At 58.0% G+C, this 23,310-nt stretch carries 19 protein-coding genes, 3 pseudogenes and 1 other annotated feature; of the genes and pseudogenes, 9 read left to right on the forward strand and 13 right to left on the reverse strand.

What is annotated here, in order from left to right; genetic code table 11:
- The first annotated feature begins 276 nt into the window (after positions 1–276).
- Positions 277–1,227, forward strand: coding sequence for a replication protein RepA (locus CSTAT_RS13105; RefSeq protein ID WP_075723967.1), 951 nt, complete (start codon positions 277–279; stop codon positions 1,225–1,227).
- Between the two features lie 687 nt (positions 1,228–1,914).
- Here the strand turns inward: CSTAT_RS13105 and CSTAT_RS13115 are convergent.
- Positions 1,915–2,151, reverse strand: a complete 237-nt coding sequence (locus CSTAT_RS13115; RefSeq protein ID WP_075723969.1) for an antitoxin — start codon at positions 2,149–2,151, stop codon at positions 1,915–1,917.
- Between the two features lie 69 nt (positions 2,152–2,220).
- Positions 2,221–5,496, reverse strand: coding sequence for a type ISP restriction/modification enzyme (locus CSTAT_RS13120; protein WP_075723970.1), 3,276 nt, complete (start codon positions 5,494–5,496; stop codon positions 2,221–2,223).
- Between the two features lie 317 nt (positions 5,497–5,813).
- Between CSTAT_RS13120 and CSTAT_RS13550 the strand changes: the two genes are divergently transcribed.
- The gene (locus CSTAT_RS13550; RefSeq protein ID WP_156845171.1) at positions 5,814–5,963 is read left to right on the forward strand and encodes a hypothetical protein; all 150 of its coding nucleotides are present in this window, start codon (positions 5,814–5,816) and stop codon (positions 5,961–5,963) included.
- A gap of 208 nt (positions 5,964–6,171) precedes the next feature.
- Here CSTAT_RS13550 and CSTAT_RS13125 read toward each other — a convergent pair whose 3' ends face one another.
- Positions 6,172–6,426: a hypothetical protein gene (locus tag CSTAT_RS13125; RefSeq protein ID WP_075723971.1), complete on the reverse strand. Its 255-nt coding sequence runs from the start codon at positions 6,424–6,426 to the stop codon at positions 6,172–6,174.
- A 973-nt stretch (positions 6,427–7,399) separates the two neighbouring features.
- Between CSTAT_RS13125 and CSTAT_RS13130 the strand changes: the two genes are divergently transcribed.
- Positions 7,400–8,782 carry an IS3 family transposase gene (locus CSTAT_RS13130; protein WP_075722456.1) on the forward strand — a complete coding sequence of 461 codons (1,383 nt, stop codon included), beginning with the start codon at positions 7,400–7,402 and terminating at the stop codon, positions 8,780–8,782.
- Between the two features lie 210 nt (positions 8,783–8,992).
- Here the strand turns inward: CSTAT_RS13130 and CSTAT_RS13135 are convergent, their stop codons facing one another.
- Complete coding sequence (locus CSTAT_RS13135) at positions 8,993–9,661, reverse strand: metal-dependent transcriptional regulator (RefSeq protein ID WP_034375509.1); 669 nt, start codon at positions 9,659–9,661, stop codon at positions 8,993–8,995.
- A gap of 503 nt (positions 9,662–10,164) precedes the next feature.
- On the opposite strand from CSTAT_RS13135, the gene CSTAT_RS13145 reads away from it, so the two are divergent.
- Positions 10,165–11,403, forward strand: a complete 1,239-nt coding sequence (locus tag CSTAT_RS13145; RefSeq protein ID WP_075722081.1) for an Nramp family divalent metal transporter — start codon at positions 10,165–10,167, stop codon at positions 11,401–11,403.
- A 173-nt stretch (positions 11,404–11,576) separates the two neighbouring features.
- The gene (locus CSTAT_RS13555; RefSeq protein ID WP_156845069.1) at positions 11,577–12,005 is read left to right on the forward strand and encodes a hypothetical protein; all 429 of its coding nucleotides are present in this window, start codon (positions 11,577–11,579) and stop codon (positions 12,003–12,005) included.
- Here CSTAT_RS13555 and CSTAT_RS13150 read toward each other — a convergent pair.
- Positions 11,907–13,034: an IS30 family transposase gene (locus tag CSTAT_RS13150; protein ID WP_156845068.1), complete on the reverse strand. Its 1,128-nt coding sequence runs from the start codon at positions 13,032–13,034 to the stop codon at positions 11,907–11,909. The genes CSTAT_RS13555 and CSTAT_RS13150 overlap by 99 nt on opposite strands.
- Before the next feature lie 58 nt (positions 13,035–13,092).
- Between CSTAT_RS13150 and CSTAT_RS13155 the strand changes: the two are divergent.
- Positions 13,093–14,055 (forward strand): annotated as a pseudogene (locus CSTAT_RS13155) (IS3 family transposase); the annotation flags it as partial.
- Positions 13,096–13,227: a sequence feature (AL1L pseudoknot), on the forward strand. It overlaps the preceding pseudogene by 132 nt.
- Before the next feature lie 40 nt (positions 14,056–14,095).
- Positions 14,096–14,376 (forward strand): annotated as a pseudogene (locus tag CSTAT_RS14050) (helix-turn-helix domain-containing protein); the annotation flags it as partial.
- Positions 14,377–14,537: 161 nt separating this feature from the next.
- Here CSTAT_RS14050 and CSTAT_RS13170 read toward each other — a convergent pair.
- The 6 genes from CSTAT_RS13170 to CSTAT_RS13195 form a co-directional block, all read right to left on the reverse strand.
- Positions 14,538–14,876 (reverse strand): transposase, encoded by a 339-nt coding sequence (locus CSTAT_RS13170; RefSeq protein ID WP_075723974.1) that lies wholly within the window; start codon positions 14,874–14,876, stop codon positions 14,538–14,540.
- Positions 14,877–14,974: 98 nt separating this feature from the next.
- On the reverse strand, positions 14,975–15,319 hold the full coding sequence (locus tag CSTAT_RS13175) for a metal-sensitive transcriptional regulator (protein WP_015402270.1): 345 nt from the start codon (positions 15,317–15,319) through the stop codon (positions 14,975–14,977).
- 151 nt (positions 15,320–15,470) lie between these two features.
- The gene (locus CSTAT_RS13180) at positions 15,471–15,743 is read right to left on the reverse strand and encodes a YHS domain-containing protein (protein ID WP_075723975.1); all 273 of its coding nucleotides are present in this window, start codon (positions 15,741–15,743) and stop codon (positions 15,471–15,473) included.
- A gap of 36 nt (positions 15,744–15,779) precedes the next feature.
- Positions 15,780–18,137 (reverse strand): heavy metal translocating P-type ATPase, encoded by a 2,358-nt coding sequence (locus CSTAT_RS13185; protein ID WP_075723976.1) that lies wholly within the window; start codon positions 18,135–18,137, stop codon positions 15,780–15,782.
- Positions 18,138–18,335: 198 nt separating this feature from the next.
- Positions 18,336–18,545 (reverse strand): heavy-metal-associated domain-containing protein, encoded by a 210-nt coding sequence (locus CSTAT_RS13190; RefSeq protein ID WP_015402273.1) that lies wholly within the window; start codon positions 18,543–18,545, stop codon positions 18,336–18,338.
- Between the two features lie 459 nt (positions 18,546–19,004).
- A complete protein-coding gene (locus CSTAT_RS13195) occupies positions 19,005–19,415 on the reverse strand; it encodes a four-helix bundle copper-binding protein (protein ID WP_075723977.1) in 411 nt (136 codons plus the stop codon).
- Between the two features lie 370 nt (positions 19,416–19,785).
- On the opposite strand from CSTAT_RS13195, the gene CSTAT_RS13200 reads away from it, so the two are divergent.
- A complete protein-coding gene (locus CSTAT_RS13200) occupies positions 19,786–20,394 on the forward strand; it encodes a YdhK family protein (RefSeq protein ID WP_075723982.1) in 609 nt (202 codons plus the stop codon).
- Between the two features lie 422 nt (positions 20,395–20,816).
- On the opposite strand, the gene CSTAT_RS13205 is transcribed toward CSTAT_RS13200, so the two are convergent.
- Positions 20,817–21,437 (reverse strand): class I SAM-dependent methyltransferase, encoded by a 621-nt coding sequence (locus tag CSTAT_RS13205; RefSeq protein ID WP_011867702.1) that lies wholly within the window; start codon positions 21,435–21,437, stop codon positions 20,817–20,819.
- A 289-nt stretch (positions 21,438–21,726) separates the two neighbouring features.
- Between CSTAT_RS13205 and CSTAT_RS13215 the strand changes: the two are divergent.
- Positions 21,727–22,439: pseudogene (locus CSTAT_RS13215) on the forward strand (IS6 family transposase).
- A 220-nt stretch (positions 22,440–22,659) separates the two neighbouring features.
- On the opposite strand, the gene CSTAT_RS13220 reads toward CSTAT_RS13215, so the two are convergent.
- The gene (locus tag CSTAT_RS13220; RefSeq protein ID WP_075723979.1) at positions 22,660–23,310 is read right to left on the reverse strand and encodes a vitamin K epoxide reductase family protein; all 651 of its coding nucleotides are present in this window, start codon (positions 23,308–23,310) and stop codon (positions 22,660–22,662) included.

Here is a 23,310-nt window from a genome sequence, read left to right on the forward strand (position 1 = left end):
GCGCATTGTAAGACTCAACGCCACACCGAGCCGCATAATAGAAGCTGAAAATAACGTTGCTGTGATTTAATGGGGAGAAAGAAGCGCGAAAGGCATACATCCCGTGTTCGAGTCCGGGGCGCGCACGTTACCCAAGAAATGGGTAACCCCCCGCATCATAGAGCTGGCACTCTAGCGAGGGGTTCAAAACAACGGTGTCACCGTTTGACTATCAGCATACCACCACAAGCGGGTGTGCAAGTAGTTAAACGGTGGCACCAAGAAAGGACTTCCCTTATGGCACTGCCACCAGAAAAACTCGCACAACTAAAAGCTGCCCAAAAGGCTGCTGCGAACCAAGAACTTGAGCAGTCAAAAGAAATAATCAACGCCCAAGACATTGGCTACACATCTAAACTCTTCGTCCAAGCATTATTTCCATACCGCAAGACCGACGAAGAAAAGCGAGTCATAGAGACAGCACAAGGCCGGATCGTTGTCTACGCCGACGGAGGATTGCCCTACGGCAAATATCCCCGACTAATCATGGCCTACATCATCACCCATGCCGTGGAAAACGCTGGAAAGCTCAAAGCAGGCAAAATAGACTTTGAACAAGCAGTCCGCATCCCTCTCGGCCACTCCATGAACCACTTCCTCCAAGCCATCGGAATCCACGGTCGAGGAACCGGTGGGAAAAAAGGAACTCTATCGATTGTGCGCGAGCAACTATTGCGCCTGGCTGACGCTCGCGTGACCGTCAAAGAGGACGATGGCGTGCGCGCACGTGGTAAGCACACTCAAATCATGGATGAATGGGACTTATGGTTTGATGCACGCGACCCCAATCAAGGAAGCTTCATCGAGTCCTATATCAAGCTCACACCACAATTTTTCCAGCACATTATCGAAGCCCCCATCCCTATCGACCTTGCTGTTTTACGCCAGCTCACCAAGCCACGGTCAATGGACATTTATATCTGGCTAACGGTCAAGCAATTTTGGCTTAGCAAAAACAACCGAGACTCCTACCAATTTACCTGGGACATGATGGCACAAAGCTTCGCCACCAAAGAGCTAGTATCAGGGCAAGACTGGGTGAACTTCCGCAACGAAATCAAGAAAGCTATCCACGATGTCCAGGCGGTATGGCCTAATTGTGGAATAAAAGCCGACCTCAAGGGAGTCACCGTCACTAAGACATCTCCCTCAGTTGAGAAAAAGCCGCCACGTCCGCAGCTGGATTAGTACTCATCAACGAGTGAGCGCCCCTTGTGGGCGCTTTCTTTATGCCCTGGTCAGGCTGCGCAGATTTACCAATATGTGTCTGCGCAGATTTACCAATACGAACATTTCCCCTGGTCAGGCTGCGCAGATTTACCAATACGATAAAAAGCGCTGCGCAGATTTACCAATACGAGTGCGCAGATTTACCAATACGAGTGCGCAGATTTACCAATACGAGTGCGCAGATTTACCAATATCCAAGCAGTTATCCACAGGGTTTGAGCTGGGGGTTTATTTATTTCCCCTGGTCGCTTATAACTATAAACTGTAGAACTATATCCAGCAGGGGGAAACCAAGCAGTCAACGCTAACGTCAACCAATAGATAAGATCCCATCGTGGCTCACGCCTTCGCTATCGCTCAGTTGTGCTGCCGCCCAAATCAATAGATTTGGTTGCCACCGAAACATATCTGGACTACTCCAAGAACAACAGCCTCCAGGACTACAGATAACCAAAGAGCCTTTAAAGAAAACCACATAAGGGAAACCCCAGTAATTTCATCCTCACTGCCAATGCTCACTGGAGTGAACAAGCCCTTGTTACTTTTGTCGAAGCTCCGCAGAATAGCTTGTAGGCCGCTCCCCCCAACGGCCACTATGTATAGCTCAAGCCCTGCCTCTAGCCCCTCAGGCAGGGCTTGAGCTATTTAGTGCTTTTTTAGTTGATTGAGAACGAATGCTTCAGCTTCTTCGGTGGCCTGTGTGGACGTTTCCAGCGCTGTAATAAGCGCACGTTGCTGTTGACCGTCGAGTCTGTCCCAGTCTTCCCGTAGAGCACTGGCAATACGGGCGATGGCCACTTCCCCACCACTGAGTGTGGCGTCGTTAGGGTCAAATACCGGCACACCAGTTTGGCGTAACAGTTCATCAATTGGGCGAGTCATGACGTTATTGTTGCACACTGCTTCGACATAATCTCCTGGCTTTCGAACAAATGTCCAATAGCTAGACTTTTAAAATAGCTCGCCTGGAAAGTGTGGTTTCCGATCTTTATTTTCTGTTGGCCACTGCACCCCATGAGAGGATAATTCGTCCTTAGTTAGTTGTTCGCCAGCAATGATTTGCTCCAGGAGTTGCTTTTGCTGCTCTTCGAGCTGTACAAGGTGCGTCAGGGTAACTAAGAGTTCGTGAAACTGTCTCGACCATTGGGTTGGCCAGCTTGTGGTGATGATGTCATCGAGTGGTGAGGATTTTCTGCCTTTAGGTTTTTTACGGCGATAGCCCACCCAGGACTTAATGGTGGATTTTCCACCCACTGTGTAGCTCCACACGGCTGGCGACACATTCGACCAGGTGCCCTTGCCTAGATGAATAGTTTGGGTTGTCTCGTCGTAGGTAACGTCCTCCGGCATTCCAACACCAACGGCACTGTCATAGGTTGGTAGCGGTAGCGTGCTTTCAACATCAAACAGATTCTGCGCGTTGTTGGGGGCATTGCCACGGTCGCCAAAGGTGTGTAGCCAGATAATGAATTGACCAATTTCTACAGCCTTATCCCACAGCTCTATATCTGCGGTAAGTGGCACGCGATTGCCGCTGTAGTGCAGTTCTTCATCAAATGCTTCTACATATCCAGGGTGTGCGGAAATACCTGCGATATAGGCAGTAAGTTCTTCCGCCGTGATTTCTCTACCGAAGTGCTGCGATAGTGCTGTTAGCAGCCCCAGGGCAACGTTAGGTTGACCATCAGGGTGCAACATAGGTAGTGCACGGCCACCTTCGCTTCCCTTGAAGCTGTCCATATCGGGTATCAGGCTGGAGAGCATAAGCCCTGGCCCTGCCTTTGGGTAGTGAGCATGCTGTTCAATCAGAAAGATCTGCTCTGGTGAACGCGCCGCCCAAAGGCTTGGACTAGGCATATGGAGCAGGCGGCTATCGGCAATGATGTATCGGCGGTCGAATGATCTATATCCGACTTCGATAATGGCTGGTTTTTGTGGCCACTCTACAGTGGAGAATGGCTCTTTTGTTCCTTGTTCAGTTCCAAGACCAGGGAGGGGATTTTTGGTCTTTTCTAAAGTGGTGTCTCTGGTTTCTTTAAATAGTTCTCGTTTTCTCTCTAGACTTGTTTCTTGTATGAGTTCATCCCAGCGCTGCTCTAGGATGGCACGTTCTGGTGCGTAGACCCAGGTTTTGTTTGGCTTAACCCCGGGTGCTGTCCATGGATAAATATCGTTAAGCGCTGGGTATTCCTCCCACTGCTCATTGGTCTTAGGCGTAAATCCATCATCCCAGTTATCGCCAGTGTCTTGAAAGCTATCGCTATCAAGGTCAAGATTGCTTAATATACTGAACTTTTCCTCTCGGGTACCGTGCAGGTCGATGTATTTAATCTCCGCTGGTTCAGTATCGTCGTTTTCTTTATTGCGGATAAAAATGCCGATACCTACGGGCGTTTCGATGTTGAATACGGCGTTTTTTGCTGGTGGTTGTTTTCCTTCTGGGGTGAGATCGATAATCCAACCGCGTGAGGTATTACGGCGTATCCATTCGCGCATGCCCTTAAATCCAGGACCGTTGAGATATCCAGTCGCTGTAATAAAGCAGACCACACCATCTGTGGAATGGGGGATGCTTTCAAAGACTTTCCACATTGCCCAGCGCCAAAAATAGACATACAGGTTTTTCAGCACATACTCGTATTTGCCGTTGCCTTCTTTGCGGAAATCATCAAGCGGGGTGTGGTTACTATTGGCGCTACCTTTTTCGACCCAGCCGCCCAGGCCTTCGGACTTGTCTTTGTAGGGTGGGTTTCCGATACAGACTTGTATCGGAGTTTCTAGTTTGACGCGGTTCGCGCGCTGGCGTTGCTGTGCAATAAGTTGCAGCGTGTAGCTTAATTCGCGGTTTGTTCCCGACTGCGGGTCTTCGAGAGTATCGGCGACGTAAAGGTGCATTCCATTTTCGGGAAGTTGGCCACCGAATTCTTGGATAGCTTGGCTCAGGCGTAGCTCGGCAACCGAAAATGGTCCTGATTGCAGTTCGATTCCGTATAGGCGCTTTGCCACGGAAGTTACTGCATCAGCAACAGCGCCAGGTCCGTACTTTTCCGCTTGGGCTGCAACATGCTGAACAATACTCAAACCGTAAGTACCGGTACCCATTGCGGGGTCGATGACCGCAACCGAGTCTGCGGATAGCCCCTCGGGAATGGATAGATACTTTTGTAGGGCTTGGTCGGTGAGTCGGGTCATTGCGGCAACGACTTCAGTGGGTGTGTAGTACGAGCCAGACTTCTTGCGCAGGGCTGGGTCGTAGGTATTGAGGAAGTGTTCGTAAAGATGCAGATAGACATCTTGATTACCGCCAGAAATGGCTCGCCAGTTCGTCGCCGAGAGCGTGCGGATAATAGTCTCTAGGACTAATCCAACTGTTGAGCCTTTAATATGCTCGGTTAGCAAGTCCAAAGAACGCCCCAGCAGGCTGTGTTTCGATTGCAGTCCTTCGGCAATATCTCGCAGCTGGATATTGTTAAAGTCCATTCCGTCAGATAGGGCAATAACGAGGGCAAAGACAACTGTTTGCGCGAACCCATCTGCAAACTCTTCATCAGTGGCGTTCGGATACAAACTGGCACGCCAGTCGCGTTTCAGGCCGATAAATGGATAGGAGTTTTCTTCTCGTCCTGTAGCTTTTGCATTGCGCCGGTTGGCTTGAAGTGATTCCAGGACTTCTTCACGCAAAAGCGCAGCAAGTGGCGCAATGGTATCGACTAGGCGAGTAACTGTTGTAATCGGTGTGGGAGTCCAGGACAAAAAGCTCGACAATACGGTGTCTAGCTCAGGTGGCGCAGCAATAGCGCCTTTGAACTTGGTTAACGAGGACGCCGGTAAGTGCGCCATGGCCACGAGTTCGCCATAGCGCCACAACCGCCATTCCAGACCATTGGTGTGAAGCAGGTTAGGCAGTTTACTCAGGCGTTTCCACTGTCTACCGTTGTGCGAGGATTTGCTGTAGGTATCTGGGTCCAGCGATGTTTCAGGCTTTTTTAATTCGACGTGGCCAGACATTAACCCATCGATTCTTACACCAAAGTCTGGCCGCACAGTGCCGGAGTCCTCCCGAACTTCGGCATGCAGGACAACTTTCCTGCTAAGAATCTTTTCGCCGTACTCTCGCAGTAAATTATCTACTGGAGTGGCTAACGCAGCCTCTGGCTCCCCTGGCCCATTGAGACTGTCTTTAGCTGCCGCCCCGAATTGAGCCACGAGAGTATCGAAAACGTCCATATCGCGACTATACAGCGAATTAACTCATCTATTACTGCAGACCAGCGAAGCTAAAGTTGGTTGAACAATCCGGCAAAACTACCTCAAACAGAGTTGGAAGTGCGCTCTATAAGCGGTTTCCTATCTAATAGTTTCTCTTTAGTAAGGTAGAGATGTTGCCGCCCGAGGTCTGCCAGGCGAGAAGTATCAGCAGGCACTCGGGACATCAGGCAACCTTCGGCTTCGCGCGGCGGCTAGCTCCACTGCGAAGTAGAGGGTTAGACGTTGCACGGTGTGGAAAGCCGAAGACGAATATCCTCACGCAAGGAGGTCCAGAAATGGATTCTTATGATGCTGAAGAGGAGCAGAACGAAAAGAAGGCACCACCAGTGGGCATACTGGCAGTGCCTTTCATTCCGGTCATCGTAGCTCTTATCGAGCACGGCCCAGAGTGGATCGAGAAGCTACAACTTCTCGGACTGTTCTAGCTCTCAGGAATGCCCCGTTTGTGTTGACGCACGCGGGGTATTCCCTTTTATCGGACTACACCAGCGGAGGCTTTGTCCATACCTCCAATGTACACCAGACGTAGCGACCGTACCAGACGTAGCGACCGTACCAGACGTAGCGACCGTACCAGACGTAGCGACCGTACCAGACGTAGCGACCGTATATGAGGCACAGGACGAACGGGCTTTACAGTACGACTGCTGCGGTAACTGCGCTGAGTACAATTGCTACTCCAGCAAAGAAAGGAAGTCCGCCTCCTTTGTAGTCTTTATCCTGGGCGGACTCGATAGCCCACATAAATAGAAAAACACCCACGCCACCAACTACTAGCGGAGTCCTTTCAACACTGGTAAACGACACAGCAATGGCAACATAGAGCATGACAAACGAGACTAGCCACCCGCCCGCGCTGCTAAATGCAGATTCAGATACTTTACTCACTTACAGTCACCAACCTCTAAAGCAGTTTTCTTCAATCCCGGAGATCTCAATAAATTCTGCTGCGCGAGCAATCCCCTCCGCTTGTGGCACAACGCTCAAAACTCCGACACGGAGCCACGCAAGCCCAAGGCGGGCTTGGCAATCCGTGCGGAGTTCAAAGGGAAGTTTTGGAACCTACTTTTTATTCTGCCTAAGGAGAATAACTAGGATCGCTATCAGTAACGCCGGAACTAGAAGAGTGACACTCAAACTAGCAATTATAATTAAAAGCTCACCCATAACTTCTCCTTAAGGCTTAATGGTGATACAGGCCCAGTTTCCTGGACCTGCGGAACGCACATGTGCCCTACCACAGACTTTGGTATTTGGGTCAAGGTTCCTCTTTACCTGAAAAGTATGTGTTGTGCGGTAGATAGCACAATTAGGTCCAGATGTGCGGACCTTTCTTTGCCCTTTTTCCCTATAGGCTATCTCAAACTTATCAACGCAAGCATTATCGGGCTTTGTCCCAACTACATATGACATAGCAATATTGTCAACCCATGTCCCCCTGCCGGTTACGAAGAGTGTATTTGCAGCCCCTAAGCCTCCTGGAGCCCAAGTAGAGCCATTAGCTGACTGTGGTTTTATGGTTGGTCCATCTTCGGCGGGTTCGAGGGTGTCAAAATCTGGCGGGAGCGGAGCCGAGGCTTCCGCTACTTGTGTCGTGCTGGAATCTTGAGAAGCCTCGTTTGCACCAGCAATTCCTGCTTGGCTAAGCAGTAGGGCCGAAGCTATTACCGCAAATACTTTCGAGCGCATGGTTTCCCCCTTAAGTGGGATAGAGAAGATGAGTGAAATAGTCGGGCTTTCACCGGCTAAATGCCGATGTATAGCAGGAATACATCTAGCGATACCCCTTAAGGATTGATGGTGAAACAACATGCCTGAAGGATGATAGGGGATGCGGACGGAATCCTGAAAGGTTTTCCTAGTGAACCGTTCCTACACCCTAGAAGAACGCAAGAAGGCTGTCGCGGAGTATCGACGAACCAAATCTGTCGTGGAAACGATCCGCAATCTGGGCTACCCAGGCCGTTGGACAATGTACAAATGGCTGCGGGAGCCTCTCAAGCCGGGTCCTAAGCCACGCAAGCAAGCCACAAAGCTACGTTCCTATCCTTGGAAGCTCAAGCTTGAAGCTGTGCAGATGTACAAAGAGGGCCTACGTCCTCAGGAAATCGCCGACAAACTCGATCTGTATACGAAGATGAGCGTATACAGTTGGGCGCAAGCATATCGTGAACTCGGCGAATGGGGCCTGATGTCCAACGAAGAACGAAGAACTGAAAGAAAAATCCCGACCAAGAAATCTCTCAAAGCCTCGCTACCAGACGATCCAAAAGAGCTAAAGAAGCTGGCAGCTCAATTGATGGTTGAAAAAGCAGTGATGGCTGAGGAGCTGATGTTAATAAAAAAAGACGACAGCGTCACTCCGGGAGCACTGAACAATCTTCAGAAGACTCTGGTAGTTGACGCACTCCGAAACCACCTTCCGCTTCCCATGCTGTTGGAAACAGCAGGCCTTTCTACCTCTACGTTCTACTATCAACTCGCAGCCCAGGCTCGCCTAGACCCGCTACAAGATGTCAGGCTGCGCATTGCTGAAATAGCTGAGGAAAGCCACTTTACTTACGGCTATCGCAGAACTTGGTGGGTATTGCGTCATGAGGGTATCACTATTAGCGAAAAGGTCGTCCGCCGGCTAATGCAGGAGATGGCAATCCCAGTTCGTAGCCCGCGAAGGAAAATTCGATATTCCAGCTACGCAGGGGAAATAACTCCAGCGCCGCCGAATATCGTCAAAAGAAACTTTCATGCAGACGAGCCAAGCATGCTGTGGTTGACCGACATAACCGAGTTTGTAGCCAGCAACGGAAAAGTTTATCTCTCGGCCATTGTGGACTGTTTTGACGGAAAGATTGTCGGATGGAAAACCGGTCGCCATCCCACGATGGAAATAGCAGAGAAATCCCTTATAGAAGCGCTTGAATCCCATCCACCAACAGCGTTGAACAAGCTTGTTGTGCACTCTGACCGGGGCACTCACTACCGCGCCAATAGCTGGATAACCATAACCCGAACGGCCGGAATCATTAGATCTATGTCCAAAAAAGGGTGTTCACCAGATAACTCAGCTTGTGAGGGCTTCTTTGGCCGGATGAAAAATGAAATGTACTACCACAAGATTTGGCACAGGGTAGATGAGCTTGAAGAAGCAGTAAATTCCTACATTGAGTTTTACAACAAAGTCAGAATTAAAGACTCTCTCGGCGGAATAAGCATCCATGCACACCGAAACCTGATAGCTTCATAACCGAAACAATCCTAAAAACAGTCCGCATCCCCTTCGTGGTGCGGCTACCGTTCGCCGAATGTTTTCGAAGCCGCCGGATCGGTTACACTAACTATCGCATCTTGATTAAATCCCCGTGTCCACTTTCCGGGGTTCGGGCCCGCGTATCGCTTCCTGGATTTCTAGACACGCAGTTTCATCTCGGCGTCGGGATCCAAGTCAGCAGATGTCTCAGTCACCTCGTTGAACGCGAATATCTTCAAGGCCTGTCTCGGCGATGGTGACCTCCTTGTCACCGACCTTCACCCGTAACATGCCCGCCACAGGAACGCCCGGCACGGTCAGGCGTGTGCCGGGCACTATTCCATGGTCAGCCAGGTAGCGCAGCAGCTGCGGGTCCCGGTCATCAATCTGCTCGACTGTGACCGACTCTCCCTCGCCGACCGCGGCAAGGCTGACCCCCTCCACTTTCTTGACCTGCCCCTGGGCGTCCGGGATGGGGTCTCCGTGCGGGTCACGGTCGGGATGTTCCAGATGGGCCTCGATGCGTGCCAGGAACCGGTCCGAGACGGCGTGTTCGAGAAGCTCCGCGTCCTCGTGCACCTCATCCCACGTGTAGTCGAGCACCCGGACCAGAAAGGTCTCCAGCAGCCGGTGGCGCCGCACCATGGCCACCGCCAGCTCCCGCCCCTCCGGGGTCAGCATGACCCCGCGGTAAGGCTCCTGTTTGACCAGCCCCTTGTTGGCCAGACGCCGGATCGCCTCGGAGGCGGTCGTTGTCTTCTGTCCCACTCGAGCGGCCAGTTCCCCGAGGGGGGCGGATCCGCCGGAGTACTCGGTGGCGGTCCAGATCGCCTTCAGATAGTCCTGTGATCGGTCGGGCAGGTCGCTTACGTGCATGCTCCCCAGTTTATCGGACCCCGTCGGGGGTGGAACCCCACTTGCCGAGCGGAAAGTTCATGGTTAGGATTACCGAAAGCTCAATATAATGAACTTTCATATTCATTTCCACCTAGGAGAGTTGATGTGACCCGGAGACGACACCTGCTGACCGCCACCGCCGTGGCCACGGATGGCGATGCCCTCCTCGAGGTGTACGCCACCACCGGTTACCTGGCCGACGCCGTCGCCCACATCGCCCCCGAGGCCGAGGTGGCCCCCATGGTGGGCCCGGGCGGGGACCGGCAGCGGCCGTCGGCGAGCTGCTCCCTGAGGAGCTGCTGATGGATTGGCCCGAGACCGACGATGAGGGCAACGCGCTATTTGGCCCGCACATCTGGAATGGCCCGGAGGCCTGGTCCCGGGTCGTCGGACAAAACGATGATGGTTGACCAGGCAGCGCAGTAAAGCTGGACAGAACGAAGTTTTTGTAACGACTGTTTGACAAGGTGTGAGACAACGAGATGAGTGCCGGAATCGCCGAGCCCAAAACCCGGGGCCGCAAGACCGCTTGGCTGCTTGGCCCTGCCTTGGTGGCGGGGGTCGCTTACCTTGATCCGGGCAATGTGGCGGTCAATATGTCAGCAGGAGCGCAGTTTGGGTACTTGCTGGTGTGGGTGATTGTTGCGGCCAATATGGCGGCTTGGTTGATCCAGTACATGTCCGCGAAGTTGGGCTTGGCCACGGGGTCGAGCATGGCTGAGCTCCTGGGGAAGCGCATCAAGAGCCGACCAGGTCGGGTCCTATACGGACTGCAGGCGCAGTTCGTGGCGATCGCCACTGATATTGCCGAGGTAATCGGCGGAGCGGTAGCCCTGTGGATCCTGTTCGACATTCCACTCGTGATGGGGGCGATCATCACGGGCTTGATCTCCACTATCTTGCTTCTGGTACAGGCTAGGCGGGACGCGAAGACCTTCGAGTTCGCGATCATCGGCCTGATGATGGTCATCGTGGTCGGATTTTGTTACGGCCTGTTCCTGGCGCCGCCCGAACCCGGTGCTGTCCTTGAGGGGATGATTCCTCGGTTCGATGGTACTCAGTCGGTGCTGCTTGCAGCGAGCATCTTGGGGGCGACGGTTATGCCGCATGCGATCTACGCCCACTCTTCACTTGCCCGTGACCGCTTCGGAATCGATAAGACCTATCCGTTGCCGCGGCTGATTCGAGCCACTCGAGTCGATGTCACGATCGCGCTCACGATCGCAGGATCCGTCAACCTGGTGATGCTGCTCGTTGCTGCGACCGTTCTTCCCGGGGTATCGGGCACCGATACCCTTGAAGGTGCCCACGCCGCCATACAGAATGCGCTTGGAGTTACGGCCGGGTGGATGTTCGCGATCGCACTCCTGGCCTCCGGTCTCGCCTCGACAGCTGTCGGCGCTTATGCTGGGAGCGATATCATGGGCGGTCTCTTCCGCACCCGCCTGAAACTCCTCACCCGACGTCTGATCACCATCATCCCGTCCATCATCGTGCTCGCGATCGGTACCGACCCCACGTATGCCCTGGTGCTGAGTCAGGTGATCCTCTCCTTTGGGATCCCGTTCGCCCTCGTTCCTCTGGTGTGGCTGACCTCGCGAAAAAAGCTCATGGGATCCGCGGTAAATACTTGGTGGACAACGGCGATGGGCTGGCTCGTCACTGCCGGAATCATTGCACTCAACATCGCACTCATCGCGCTCGAAACAGGTATCGTTTGAGCCCATATCGACTGCGCTTTTCATGTCTTTGCGTCCGGCAAGCAACGAATCGGAAGCGGAAGGTTGACGGTTTCCAGTCATCATTGCGAATCCTGACCAGATGAGGGATTCAGATGGTGTGAGGTGGCCTGGGTTGGTCGGAGACTAGGTTTTACCCTAGGAGGAAGATCAGCATGGCACGACCCAGTCAGTACGACGCAGCCACGCAGGACCGCGCGGTGCGCATGTACTTCGAACGCCTGGAGGAAGGCGACATCTCCAAGGCAGGTGCTCGCCGGGAAATCGGCGAGCTTCTCGGCGTGAAGGAATCCACCTTGCGCAACTGGATCCGCAAACAGGAAAAGCAGGCCGAAGCTCCTGAGCCCAGTTCCTTGTCCTACGAGCAACTCCAGGCCGCCTACGACGAGCAGGCCAAGGAAGTGGCCAAGCTGCGACGTGCCAATGAGATTTTGAAGACGGCGTCCTTGGGTTCAATCCGTCAACGCAACATCACTTCGTACTGCTCAGCGGGGGGTACGGAACCCGAGAACCTTGCGGGGACGGTTGTTGAGCTTGTCAGCGACCTCATCAAGATCGGCCTGACTGAAGCCCTTCATCGATGACTTCTTCGGAAAGTACTGCCGCAACAACCGGTTAGTATTCTCGTTTGTTCCACGTTGCCACGGGGAATGAGGATCAGCGAAATACACCTTCATCCCCGTACCGGCAGCGACTTCTTTATGACCGGCCAATTCCATTCCCCGGTCCCACGTCAACGACCGCTTCGCCCTATCCGGCAGATGCCGCAATTCACGAACGAGTCCTGCTGTCACGGATGCCGCATGACGGGAGTGGACGTGCACAACCCGCGTCAACCGAGTCGCGCGTTCGACCACCGTAGCGATCTGCGACTGACCGGAGCCGATGACGAGATCTCCCTCCCAGTGCCCGATCTGGGCCCGGTCATCTCCCTCCGCCGGGCGCTGGGAGATCGGCACGGCGTCTTTGATCTGGGAGCGCCACTGCCCACTGGTCGTGTTGGAGCGTGCCTTCCTGATCGGCCGGCGGGAACGGAGACGTTTCTGCAGGGCTTTCGGCAACACACCCCTGGACTGGATGAACAGTGATTTGTAGATCGACTCGTGAGAGATCTGCATCCGCGAGGTGGGAGAGTAGGTGATCTTGAGTCGTCCGGCGATCTGTTCCGGTGACCAGTCTTCACGCAGGCGCGCGGCCACGTATCCGCGCAGGACCGGGTTCTTGGCGAGTGTGCAGCGTTGCGGTCGTCGGGCACGGCGCCAAGATCGATCATCGGCATCGATGGCGCGGTAAGCCTGACGGCCCTTGTTGCGGTTGATTTCGCGGCTGATGGTCGACGCCGAGCGGTTGAGCATCCGGGCAATGGCGCGGCAGGACATCCCGGCGCTTATACCGCGGGAGATCTCTTCACGCTCTGCCAGCGTAAGAGAGCCTGGGCGGTGTTTCTGCGCGGGAAGATAAATCCCTCCCCGGGGCAGGAGAATGGAAAAGATTGATCCTGGCGGGGAACCGACTTCACGTGATATTTCGCTGAGGGAAGAACCGGTCTTCCATAGATCCCAGACTTTCTGGCGTTGATCTTTGGGTAAGCCTGGCCGTCCGATTGTGGCCATCTGATTCTCCCCTTCATGAGGTGGGCGGAGATGGTGTTGCACTCACGGGTTGAGTCTAAGTCGGCTTTTTCGCTCAGGCGGAGCTCGACCGCAAACTTCGGTGATCGTGGAGTTCATCCGCACCTACCGGAAGCGCTTCGGGGTCGAGCCAATCTGCGAAACCTTGACTGCCCATGGCATCGCGATTGCCCCGAGCACCTTTTACGCCCACCAGGCCCGCGGCTTCGGCCCCTCAGAAGCTGAGCTGGATGAGGCCTACGATGCCCACCGCATCTTTCGGCTGTGGGAGGGAAACCGCAAGGTTTACGGCCGGCGCAAGCTCTGGAAGACCGCCATACGCGACGGCATGACCATCGGGCGTGACCAGGTCGAACGGCTGATGAAGATCACCGGCATCCACGGTGTCTCACGAGGGATGCACTGCAAGAAAACGACCGTGGCCCACCCTGCCCACCGTCGGCACCCGGACCTGATCAACCGGCGGTGGAGCCATCCGACGCGTCCGGATCAGTGGTGGATCGCGGACTTCACCTACGTGTGGACCAGCAAGGGATTCTGCTACGTCGCCTTCATCGTCGACGCGTACTCGCGGATGATCCTCGGCTGGGTGGTCACCCGGATGGTGCTCATGGCCCTGGAACACGCGTTGTTCAGCCGGAAACGGACGCGGATGGGCTTCACCGCCACCGGCATTGTCCATCACTCCGATGCCGGTGCGCAGTACACGTCGCTGGCGTTCACGGACGCGCTGACAGACGCCGGACTGCAGGGCTCGATCGGCTCCGTGGGTGACGCCCTGGACAACGCGATGATGGAGTCGACGATCGGGCTCTACAAAACCGAGCTCATCCGCTTCGATCCACGTCGTACGTGGAGGGATGCCCAGGAGGTCGAAACGGAAACGGCCTCGTGGGTCTACTGGTACAATCACCAGCGTCTGCACTCGTCGATCGGTGACGTTCCCCCGATCGAATACGAGCAGGACTACGAGGAATTCAACATCACCCGAAAAGCCCAGTAAGGCTTTTAACCGTAGTTTCCGAAAAACTCAGGCCGATTCAGTGCGCTGGGCGTGGAAAAAGTCACCGGTGGGGTGGAGCGTCGCTGCTTCGAGCTGATCTGGCAAGGGTTGAGCGGCTCGGCAGCCGCAGTCGAGGTTAGAGTGCCGCTCAGTTGCGGGTCGGTGTGGTTCGTCGACGCTGGCAGCGGGAGATTGATCGACATTTTGATTAGCGGCAGATAGTTGTCGCAGGATGATCGAATAGAGATCGCCGATGGGCTCGACGCTGGCGAGCCGGTGAAGCAGATCGCCGCGCGTATCGGGAACAGCTACCAGAGTGTGGGGGGTGTCCACTAAACGGGGGTCAGGCCCGTCCCGGCGGGCGGCGCGGGCGTCGCGTCCGGCACGCCATTTGTAGTAGCTCGACCGGTTCAAGCCGAGTACCTGGCACAGCCGCTTCACCCCGTGGGTGGTGTGGTGGTCGTCAACGAACTGGAAGCGGCTCACCAGTTCGTCTCTCCCGCGAAATATTTGGCCGCCTTGCGTAAAATGTCGCGTTCGGTCGTCAGCTTCTGCGTTTCGGCTTTCAGGCGTTGGACCTCTGACCGCAGGCGGACCAGCTCCTCTTCGCCAGTTGGCTGCCCGTCCCCTGCGGGAGCTGTGGTCGAAGTGGAGGCCGGAGTCTCGCCGCGTTCTTTACGGGCCTTGTGGACCCAGGTTTTCAGCGTGCCGCGGGCGATCCCAAGGTCTTCCGAGATCGAGGAATACGAGGCTCCCTCGGTGGTCTCGTAGAGCCGGACCGCATCGGCTTTGAACTCATCGGAGTAGGTGTTTTTCGGCATAGTGATCTGCTTTTTCCGGTCCAGTCTGGACCAGTTCCAGCGTGTCCACTAAACGGGGGTCAGGCCCGTTCGTTCGCCCGGTTCGGTTGCCGTTGTGGTTAGGAGCGGGCGAAGCGGGCGATGGCGTCGGTGACTTCCTGGAACTTCGCATCCGCCTCCTCGCCTCCCAGCTGGGCGGCGTCGCGCACACAATGCTTCATGTGGTCATCCAGCAGGCCTAGGGCAACGTTGCGCAGCGCGGAGTTGACCGCGGAGACCTGGGTGAGGATGTCGATGCAGTACTGCTCCTCGTCGACCATGCGGTGAAGACCCCGGACCTGGCCCTCGATGCGCTTGAGGCGGGCGAGGTAGCGGTCCTTGTCGTTGATATAACCGTGGGTGGGGTAGCAGGTGCCTGACGCATCGTCGGCGGGAACGGTCTGATCAGGGGTGAGGGCATCCATGATGGTCTCCTTGCTAAAAGGGGTGGGCCGGTACGTCCTGGGTCAGTGCGCAGTTCGATCAGGAGGACAGGCCCGAGAGTGTGGAACAGGGCGTGGTGACCTGGCGGCCACCACGCCCTGTGACGTTATCCTGCTGGATGGTCGGCAGATATCAGCCTGCGTGGGCGTACTGGGCGGGGTTGGCGTCAAACTTCGGGCCGCAGCCGGGGCAGCAGAGCCAGTAACGCTGGCCCTCGAAGTCACGGTAGAGGCCCTTGGCTTCTGCCTCGGCCTTGATAACCGGGGTGCCGGCCATGACGGGGCATTCGGCCGTCTCGCCGATGGTGCCCTCGGCGTTTGCCGGGGTAGAGGTGAGGGTCAGGGACTCCGGAGCGGAGGTCTGGGTGTTGTCGGAGTGGCCGCAGCCGCAAGAGGAGTCAGACATGGGGTGGGTGTCCTTATCGGTAGAAGGGGATGGGGGTCAGGCGTTGGCCGGCTGCCTGGTGCCGGCCTCAGTCGTGGTCGGTGCGGGGGTTGCCGCACTGTGGCTGGATGTGAATCCGCGCAGGCGCAGGGAGTTGGAGACGACGAACACGGAGGAGAACGCCATGGCGATACCCGCGAGTATCGGGTTGAGCAGGCCTAGGGCGGCGACCGGGATGAGTGCCACATTGTAGGCAAACGCCCAGAACAGGTTGCCCTTGATGGTGCCCAGGGTGCGACGTGACAGTCGGATGGCGTCGACCGTGGAGCGCAGGTCGTTGTTCATCAGGGTGATGTCGGAGGCCTCGATGGCCACGTCGGTGCCCGCCCCCATGGCCAGACCCAGGTCGGCCTGGGCGAGCGCGGCGGCGTCGTTGACCCCGTCGCCGACCATGGCCACGCGCCGGCCGTCGTTCTGCAGGCGCTCGACCTGCGCGACCTTGTCGTCCGGCATGACCTCGGCGATCACGTGATCTGCGTCGATGCCGACCTCCGCGGCCACCGCCTTCGCGGCGCCGGCATTGTCGCCGGTCAGCAGCATCGGGGTCAGGCCCAGCTTCCGCAGTCCGGCGACGGCCTCGGCGGAGGTCGGCTTGACGGTGTCACGGACAGTGATCACCCCGGCGTTGCGGCCGTTGATCTGGATGACCACCGGGGTGCCTCCCAGGTCCTGGGCGTCGGTGAAGGCGGACTGCAGGGGTGCGGGCAGGTCGCCGGCAGGGCGGCCGACGGTGACGGTGTGCCCGTCGACGGTGCCGGTCACGCCCCGGCCGGCGGTGTTGGTAAAGCCGGTGACCTCGGGCAGCGCCCTGGTGCGCTCGCCCTCGCGGGCGATGGCCTGGGCGATGGGGTGCTCGGAGGCGGCTTCGACGGCCGCGGCCTTGGCCAGCACGTCCTCGGCATCGAAGCCCTCGCCGGGGGTCACCCCCGTGACGGACATGACGCCGGAGGTGACGGTGCCGGTTTTGTCCATGACAATGGTGTCGACCTTCTTGGTCGATTCCAGCACTTCCGGGCCCTTGATCAGCAGACCCAGCTGGGCACCCCGGCCGGTGCCCACGAGCAGGGCGGTCGGGGTGGCCAGGCCGAGCGCACACGGGCAGGCGATGATCAGCACGGCGACCGCGGCGGTGAACGCCGGAGCCAAGCCGTGGCCAAGGAAGACGTGGACCAACAGGGTAAGAACGGCCACGACGATGACGACGGGCACAAAGATCTGGGAGATCCGGTCGACCAGGCGCTGGACCGGGGCCTTCTTCGCCTGGGCGTCGGTGACCAGCCGGGCCATCTGCGCCAGGGTGGTCTCGGCACCGGTGCGGGTGACCTCCACCAGCAGCCGGCCCGAGGTATTCAGGGTCGCCCCGGTGACCGTGGAGCCTGCGGTGGCCTCCACGGGCACGGACTCACCGGTGAGCATGGACTCGTCGATGGCGGAGGTACCTTCGGTGACACGGCCGTCGGTGGCGATCTTCTCACCCGGGCGGACGACGAAGACATCCCCGACCTTCAGCTGGCCCACCGGCACGCGAACCTCCGCACCGTCGCGGATGACGGCGGCGTCCTTGGCACCCATATCAAGCAGGGCGCGCAGCGCCGCGGAGGACTGGCCCTTGGCCTTGGTCTCAAACCACCGGCCCAGCAGCAGGAAGGAAATCACCACCGCGGCGGTCTCCAGGTAGATCTCGTCCATTGTGGAGTTTGTCGGCAGCAGGTGCATTTCCATCGTCACGCCCGGCATACCGGCGTTACCGATGAACAGGGCCCACAACGACCACAGGTAGGCCGCCGTTGTGCCGAGTGTGATCAGCGTGTCCATGGTGAACGCACCGTGGCGCAGGTTGACCAGGGTGGCCCTGTGGAAGGGGGCGCCGCCCCAGAAGAACACCGGGGTGGTCATCGTGAGCACGGCCCACTGCCAGTGGGTGAACTGCAATGCGGGGATCATGCTCAGTAGGACGATCGGCACGGTGAGCAGCGCGGAGATGATCAGGCGCTTCTTCAGGTCAGCGGCCTCATGCTCGCGGGCCGCATCCACCTGGCCCTGTGCCCCGGAGCCCTCTGAGGCCGGCGATGCGGGGTCCCCGTCATCCCCGGTGTCTGCCGGGGTGTCGTCAGCACCGGCCATGGTGAAGGCACCGTAACCGGTGGCCTTGACGGTCTCGATGAGCTTGTCCGGGTCGACCTTGTTCGGGTCGTAGCTCACAGAAGCCGACTCGGTGGCGAAGTTGACGCTCGCCTCCGCACCATCGAGCTTGTTGAGCTTGCGTTCCACCCGCGACGAACACGAAGTGCACGTCATGCCGGTCACGCCGAGGTCGATCTGGAGCAGATCGACCGCTGGTTGCGTCTGGGTCATCAGTTATCAGTCCTCATTGAGAGCACATCGGTGTTTATTGTCTGGATTAGGCAGCATTCCCCGCCGCCCACTACCGCTAAACCTGTACCCCCTACCGGTATGGAACAAGGGCGGGTGTCCCTTGCAGGGTCGCGAATGGGGAAAGGGCCCGATCCCGCTGCCACACAATGCGGGGGGACGGGCCTTATGGGGGAGCGCTTAGGGTTTGACGGCGTAGCCGGCTTCCTTGACGGCGGCGGCGACATCCTCGTCGGTGAAGTCCTCCCCGGTAACCTCCATGCGGCCGTTGTCGACGGTAGCTTCCACAGAGTTCACGCCGGCGACCTCGCCGACCTCCTCCTCGACGGAGGCCTTGCAGTGGCCGCAGGTCATGCCTTCGACCATGTAGTTCTTGGTGACGGTTGCCATTGTGAATGTCCTTTCGCTGGGAAATGCTTTTGGAGGTGACGAAGTATCCTCCGAGCGGGGGCGCCCCTTCGGTTAATAGCTACCCTATACCCACAGGGGGTATATAGCAAGGGTGTGAGTGATCAGGGCAAGTAGGGAGGGTGCTCACGACCGCCCGGTGCCCTTCAGTGCTGCCTTGACCTCGCCCGAACGGCAGGGCGTTTGCCGAGCTCGCGTGGTGACCGGCTTTTCTGCCGGGCTTGCACTGGCCGGGGATCCGTCTCTGAGGTGGGGAGACGATAAAAGGGTGGCCGCTCGAGTCCGGCATGGGCCGATAGCACTCGAAGGGCCACCCCTATTGGACGGTGTCTCAGGTGAGATGTCCTCGTCGGCCACAGCGGACGTGCTCAACACCCTGATCTCGCCCGGGTCGGGCCGGGATGCGGGGCAGGCGTCGCCGGCTAGTGGTCATGGGTCGGGTTAGGCTAGGGTGGCGAGCAGCTCAGTACAGGCCTGCTCGCACCGGCGGCAGGCCTCGGCGCAGACCGTGCAGTGCTCGTGCATCTCAGCGTGGCGGGCGCATTCTTCTCCACAGGCCTGGCAGGCAGTACGACAAGCCTCCAGGACGGAGCGGATAAGGGTGACATTCCAGTCGGTGGGCCGGGAGAGCATCCGGCCGGTGGCCGTACAGATGTCAGCACAGTCGAGGTTGAGGCGGATGCAGGTGGTCAGCTCCGCGACCATGTCCTCACCCAGGCAGGCATCCGCGCAGGCGGTGCAGGTCTGGGCGCACTCGAAGCAGGCGGTGATGCATTCGGCCAGTTTGTCCTTGTCGATCTGGCCTAGGTCCTTCGGGTGGGTCTCCAGCATGGCGTGTACGTGATGGGTCATGTCGTTCTCCATATCTCAATTCGGTCCGGAAAGGCGGGCCGGTCGAGCCGACCGGCCCACACCCTCAACCCTAGAGGCCCGACTGGCCGGAATCCAGGGCTGGACCATGAAGATTTCATGAAGAACCCCAACCTCCACCTAGCGGCTACCAGCCGCTAAAAACTCCCTAAGTAACGTGGCGAATGCTCGGCCGTAGCTACGCCGAGTGGGTCGGCCACAGGCTCCCAAGAGCCGGACGCTGCCCTACCCACAGCCTCCACCCAGTGGCACCTATCGAGCAGGAGGAGTGATAAACCACGACGCACTTGAAGCACCATCCCTCGCTGAGTCTCAGCTCCTGCACCAACCAAGAAACCTAGAAAGCATTATCATGAAGCGCACCATTGCCCTCGCCGCCCTCGCCCTGACCTCCTCCCTGGCCCTGGCCGCCTGCACGGACGACACTGCATCCGATGCCCCCGAGACCACGACCACCACAACCTCGGAGACGGCCACACAGTCCTCCGAGGAGACTGGCATGAACCATCAGATGGGTGCAGAGGGCCATGACCATCCGGCTGATGGTGGGCAACCCCCGGCAGGGATCGCAGCAGAGGAAAATCCCACCTACCCGGTGGGCACCGAGGTCATCCTCACCGCTGACCACATGCCCGGCATGGACGGGGCCACCGCCACCATTTCCGGGGCGTTTGACACCACGACCTACTCGGTCAGCTACACCCCCACCGACGGCGGGGACCCGGTCACCGACCACCGGTGGGTGGTCCACGAGGAGCTTGTCGATCCGGGCCAGGCCCCCCTGCCGGAGGGGTCCGAGGTCGTCTTGGATGCCGAGCACATGTCGGGAATGAAGGGTGTGGAGGCCACCATCGACTATTCCACGGATGAGACGGTCTACATGGTTGATCTCACCGTCGACGGGATGACCATGACCAATCACAAGTGGGTCACCGAAAGCGAGATCGCCCCGGCAGAGTAAGACCCACCAACCGCAACCTCAGCACCTCGGGCTCCTCCACCATCTGGTTGAGGTTCCTGGGTGCTTACCTCTTTGGTTTCTGCCCTAGGACGAGTTAGTCCTCGTCCTGGGTGAGCACCTGTCGGGCCAGTCGGTAGACGTGGTCGTTCCATCCCTGACGGACGACGTCGCGGACGAGTCAGGAGCATCCCACCGGTGGTGGCTGCCCGTGACGGGGATGTTCCCTTGGTGACGGCCGCTCTAGACGGCGTGGCGGATGTCCTCTGAGTGGGCAGAGACGGTACATCGTGGCCCGCTTGTCTGCCGGGTGAACCGGCCATAGCCATCAGGATGCGAAATGAGCACCACACCACATCCCGCACCGGTCATCGTCACCGGGGATGACCTGGTCTCATTGGTTGGAGCTTATCTTCGCGAAGCAGCTACGTACCGTGCCCAGAGTTACTCGGGTTGTGGTCGGTGATACTCGACTTGTGTACTACGAACCGCAGGACCAGACCCCCGCCAGTGGAGCGAAGGCGGAGTGGGTCCAGACCAGCTTGTTCCAGGGCGGATTCGAAGGCATCGGCCTCGATGAGGCGGTGCGGGGAGCCATCGACCCGGTGAAGCCAGCCCGCGACGCGCGAGGAGAGCAGGTCATATCCCACGAACAACCCGCCTGGGCGCAGGACCCGAGCCACCTCAGCCACCGCCTGCTCCCACTCGACCACGTGATGGAGCATGAGAAAGCTCACCACCATGTCGAAGGACTCGTCTGCAAAGGGCAGGGCAGTGGCATCAGCCTGACGTGCCTCAATGGGCAGTCCTGCGAGGGATCGCTGCGCGGCCTGGACCATGGCCGGATCGACGTCGGTCGTTGTGAGGTTCACCTGCCCGTGGGAGTGGATGATTGCTTCAGCCATCGCTCCGCTGCCACCGCCGATCTCCAGAACGCGTCCAGCGAGGGAGCAGTCCTGAGTCGCCCAGGGAATCATCCTCGGGGCCAGAAAATGCCACAGTGCACTGCGGCAGAACAACGCTTCTGCGGTCGACATCCGGGGCATGGCTTCCTCCTATCTACGGGGCAGTCTGAGATCGGATCAGTTTCCCGGCGGTAATACCGAACCGCATTGGGCCGCTATGGCTCTACAAACATGCCACCGTGTCGCCGATGTTACCCGGCACAGCAGTCCGTATCGCCGCGCGAGCCAACGTTTCACCTGCTGGGAGTAGGGTGTGTCCGCCACGGTGAAGAAGCTGTCCGCAGTCTCCTGGGAGAACTGCGTAGAGACCTGGGAGGGTGCTGTTGCAAAGTTGGGGCAGTAGGAAGATCGACGTGAAATAATCACAGCCATGGGTATCTTCTCCGGTCGTCATTTCCCCCGTGACATCATTCTGTGGGCAGTGCGGTGGTACTGCCGCTACGGGGTGAGCTACCGCGATCTGGAGGAAATGATGACTTCAGCGGGGCGTGCCGGTCGATCACACCACGATCTACCGCTGGGTCCAGAAATATGCCCCTGAGCTGGACAAGCAAACACGGTGGTACCGGCAGGTACCTGACTGGCAGGCCAGTTCCTGGCGGGTGGATGAGACCTATATCCGGGTCGGCGGCAGGTGGTGCTACCTCTGATCTGGCGATCACCGCCGGTGGCCAGACCCTGGACTTTTACCTCTCTCCGAAGCGGAACGTGGCCGCAGCGAAGCGTTTCCTGGCCAAGGCCCTCAGATCCAATGCGTCAGCCGGGTCCCCGCGGGTCATCAACACCGACAAGGCACCAGCTCTGGCCAAGGCAATATCCGAGCTGAAGGCGGAGGGAATCTGCCCGCCAACAGTGGAACACCGGCAGGTGAAATACCTCAACAACATCCTGGAAGGCGACCATGGTCGGCTGAAGCGGATCCTCGGGCCGAAAGGCGCGTTTAAGAACCGGACATCTGCATATCGGACGTTGAAAGGGATGGAGGCGATGCACTCATTGCGGAAAGGGCAAGGCACGATGTTTGCCTACGGGCAACCGAACCCGGACGAGGTGATCGTCAACCGGGTCTTCGAGACGGCTTAAGCACCCCGGAGCAAGGACAACTGATGTCTTGAGGTTGGGCTTTTCGACCCTGGCCCAACTTTGCAACAGCACCAGTCAGCGAGCACCGGTGCTCTTTGCTGATATTGACACCGCGCCCTCACCGACCCACTCGTAACAGTCCTGAAGGGTGGTCCGGTGGATCTGTGGCATCGAGACGGTGGAATGCCCGTTTCTTAAGGGACCGTGTGCTCGGGGGGGGTTATCCTCCCGTGAACGCGGAGTAGAAGGTGATAAATACCGAGGCCGCCACAGCGACGTACACCACGGCGATCAGGGTGCCTGCCCACTGGGAGGCAAACCGCACCACAGCAGGGGAGGCGGGGAAGAGGCCGTGGGCGAGGTTGCGTACTGTGAGCAGGATAAACAGCGGGACCATCATCGCCCACACCACCATGCAGTACAGGCACAAAATATGGATGACGAACAGCGCCTGGTACCACAGCCAGATGATGAACAGCAGGCCCACGGTCACACCCGCCTGCAGACCTCCCCAGTACCAGTCGGCGAAGCGTGCCCCCGACAGCATGGCCATCGCGGTGGTGATGACCACGGCGAAGGCGACAATGCCGGTCAACGGGTTGGGGAAGCCGAAGAGTTCGGACTGCCAGGTGCCCATCACTTTTCCGCAGGAGACCAGGGCGTTGATGTCACAGGTGGTGACATGCTCGGCGTCCTCGTAGAGGGCCAGGCGTTCAAGCACCAGGATACCGGAGGCCACCCAGCCGATCACGCCGGTGACCAGCAGGATGAGGGCGAAAGGACGCTGGCGGGCAAAGACAGGCAGGAAGGTGTCGTCGTTCGTCTCGGTCACAAGAACCTCATTGTCGTCGGCGGGGGCTGGGTGCATCAT

The organism is Corynebacterium stationis (assembly GCF_001941345.1).
GTDB lineage: Bacteria > Actinomycetota > Actinomycetes > Mycobacteriales > Mycobacteriaceae > Corynebacterium > Corynebacterium stationis.